Origin of the sequence: Candidatus Magnetaquicoccus inordinatus, assembly GCF_004217665.1 — a bacterium.
Classification (GTDB): domain Bacteria; phylum Pseudomonadota; class Magnetococcia; order Magnetococcales; family Magnetaquicoccaceae; genus Magnetaquicoccus; species Magnetaquicoccus inordinatus.
On sequence record NZ_RXIU01000348.1, the window covers coordinates 1 to 2312 of the forward strand.

At 48.2% G+C, this 2312-nt stretch carries 3 protein-coding genes; 1 reads left to right on the top strand and 2 read right to left on the bottom strand.

The genetic code is table 11. The features are described from left to right. Positions 1 to 93 precede the first annotated feature (93 nt). Positions 94 to 561: a chemotaxis protein CheD gene (locus EJP87_RS15470; protein ID WP_130472755.1), complete on the bottom strand. Its 468-nt coding sequence runs from the start codon at positions 559 to 561 to the stop codon at positions 94 to 96. A gap of 2 nt (positions 562 to 563) precedes the next feature. Next, positions 564 to 1490 (bottom strand): sensor histidine kinase, encoded by a 927-nt coding sequence (locus EJP87_RS15475; protein ID WP_130472756.1) that lies wholly within the window; start codon positions 1488 to 1490, stop codon positions 564 to 566. Positions 1491 to 1743: 253 nt separating this feature from the next. Between EJP87_RS15475 and EJP87_RS15480 the strand changes: the two genes are divergently transcribed. Beyond that, a partial coding sequence (locus tag EJP87_RS15480; RefSeq protein ID WP_320412246.1) for a CheR family methyltransferase occupies positions 1744 to 2312 on the top strand: 569 nt, incomplete at its 3' end.

Below are 2312 nucleotides of genomic sequence, written 5' to 3' on the forward strand. Positions count from 1 at the left end.
GATACAACTATGGGTTCAGAAAGGGCACCTCCCTGGCTGGGTCCAGGGATGGAATCCCTGGGATTTTGCTTTTAATCACCAAAGAAGAGATTATTATTGACCAGCTTGGGAGCGTTTTAGCAGGATAGCGCCATCCTGAGTATTAAAAATAATTTTACGACTGACCTCACCGCCAATATCCGAGGCGATGATGGGTATGTTGGCCTGGGCCAAAAATTCATGAGCCACCTCAATGTTACGTTGCCCGACATTGAGAAATCCAGAAGAGCTTTGCAGGACGGCTCCCCCTCCGAACACCTTGGCTTTCAACTCCCGTTGGTTGCAGCCCATATCCAGCATATGCTCGATCAACTTGACAATAGCGATATTGCCAAATTTTGGCGAGGGCAGGCCATCGCCATTCCAGAGGGGCAGTTTATAATGGTTCATACCACCACGGCGCAGTCGAGGATCCCACAGGCATACTGCGATACAGGATCCCAGAACGGTTGTGATAATATAATCCCCATCCTTGGCAAACAGTGCGCCAGGGAGCAGGAAAGGTTTGTTATCTTCCGCCATGGTCAGAATAACTCGGATTGATCATCACTAAAGAAAAATTCATTGCCATCGACAGAGAAGGTATCCGCTTCTGCATCGGTCTCCATAAAGGGTATGGAGAGGGTAACGGTACACCCTTCACCTGGTTGGGCGCTGACATGCACACTGCCCTCCATCATATCGATAACGGCCTTGGTGATGCTCAGACCTAATCCATGTCCTTTGTGCGATTTGCGCACACCTGCTTCCAATTGGGTGAAGCGGTCAAAGATGCGTTCGATCTGCTCGGGATTGAGGCCAACCCCGGTATCGGTAACAGAGAGAATCAGGCGATCATCCACCACACCGATATCCAGATCGATACGACCACCGGGATTGTTAAACTCGATGGCATTGGAGAGCAGATTTTGCACAACCAGCTCCAATTTTTCCGAGTCGGATTTGAAGTAGAGTTTTTCGCCTTCGTTGTTGACCGGTTGGCTGCCGATGTTCAACTTTTTACCGAGAAAATAGACATTGAGCTCTTTGGCAAGAATCAGGTGGGAAAAGTCGTTGACGGCATGGATCATCAAGGAGTGACCATCGACGGTGCCGGATTGCAACATGGTGGCACCATCTTCCAGTTCAGCAGCGGCAAAGATATTGCGCAATTGAAAATCGAGGCTGAAGGCTTCGGCGAAAATGGATTGCGCGATACCTACCACGGTTTCCCGGTCTGCGTCGTGGGAGCGGAGTTGTTGTGCCAAGCCGAGGATGCAGGAGAGAGGGTTATTGATCTCATTTTTCATATGTGAGACAAAATTGCTCTTTACCTGTTCGGAGATCTGCAGTTTGCGATTGACCTCTTCCAGACGGCGGCTGACAATTTTCAAATCATACAGAGTCTGTTTGGTATGATTGAAACGCGCTTTTAATTCGTTGAGCAGATCGTCATCACTCAATTCGGCCACAGGAATGCTCTCCCTTCAGGTATACACCAGTATGGATATTAAGAATCTGTGGCAGTTTACCTTGATTGGATCCATTTCTCTAGTCTGGATGTCATGAAGAGAATATTTTTTGCTTCTGTAGTCAGGCTCTGGTAGTGGATAAGCCGATTTTCCGTTTGACTTTTGGGGTAAATAAGGGCATCTTCCCGGATTGGTAGAGGGTATCGAGGGGGGAATGTGGGATACTCTTAGGATTGGCTTGCTTGTGAACAGTATGAGCAAAATGGACAACTCATTTGCGCATCAAGGCGATCGCATTGCTTTATCTGATAAGGATTTCCAACGGCTAAGCACCTTTATTGAGTCGACCAGTGGCATTCAGATGCCGATGTCAAAAAAGTCGATGTTGACAGCCCGAATTCAGAAGCGATTGCGTTTATTGGGAATGAACTCTTTTACTGATTATGTGGATTTGGTATTGGATCCACATGATCCGAGTCAGGAGTTGATTCACTTTTTGGACATTGTGACCACCAATAAGACCGATTTTTTCCGTGAGCCGAATCATTTCACTTTTATGACAGAGACTGCATTGCCGACTTTGTTGCGGGAGGCAGGTGCTGGTTCCAGTCGGCCATTGCGTATTTGGAGTGCTCCCTGTTCGACGGGCGAAGAGCCTTATACCATGGCCATGGTGATCAAGGAGTTTGCGGCGCGTTCACCGGGATACAAGGCGGCCATATTGGGCACAGATTTATCGACTCGGGCACTGCACCATGCGGAGAATGCTGTCTATGACATGGAAAAGGCAGATCCGGTACCGATGGCGCTCAAACAAAAATA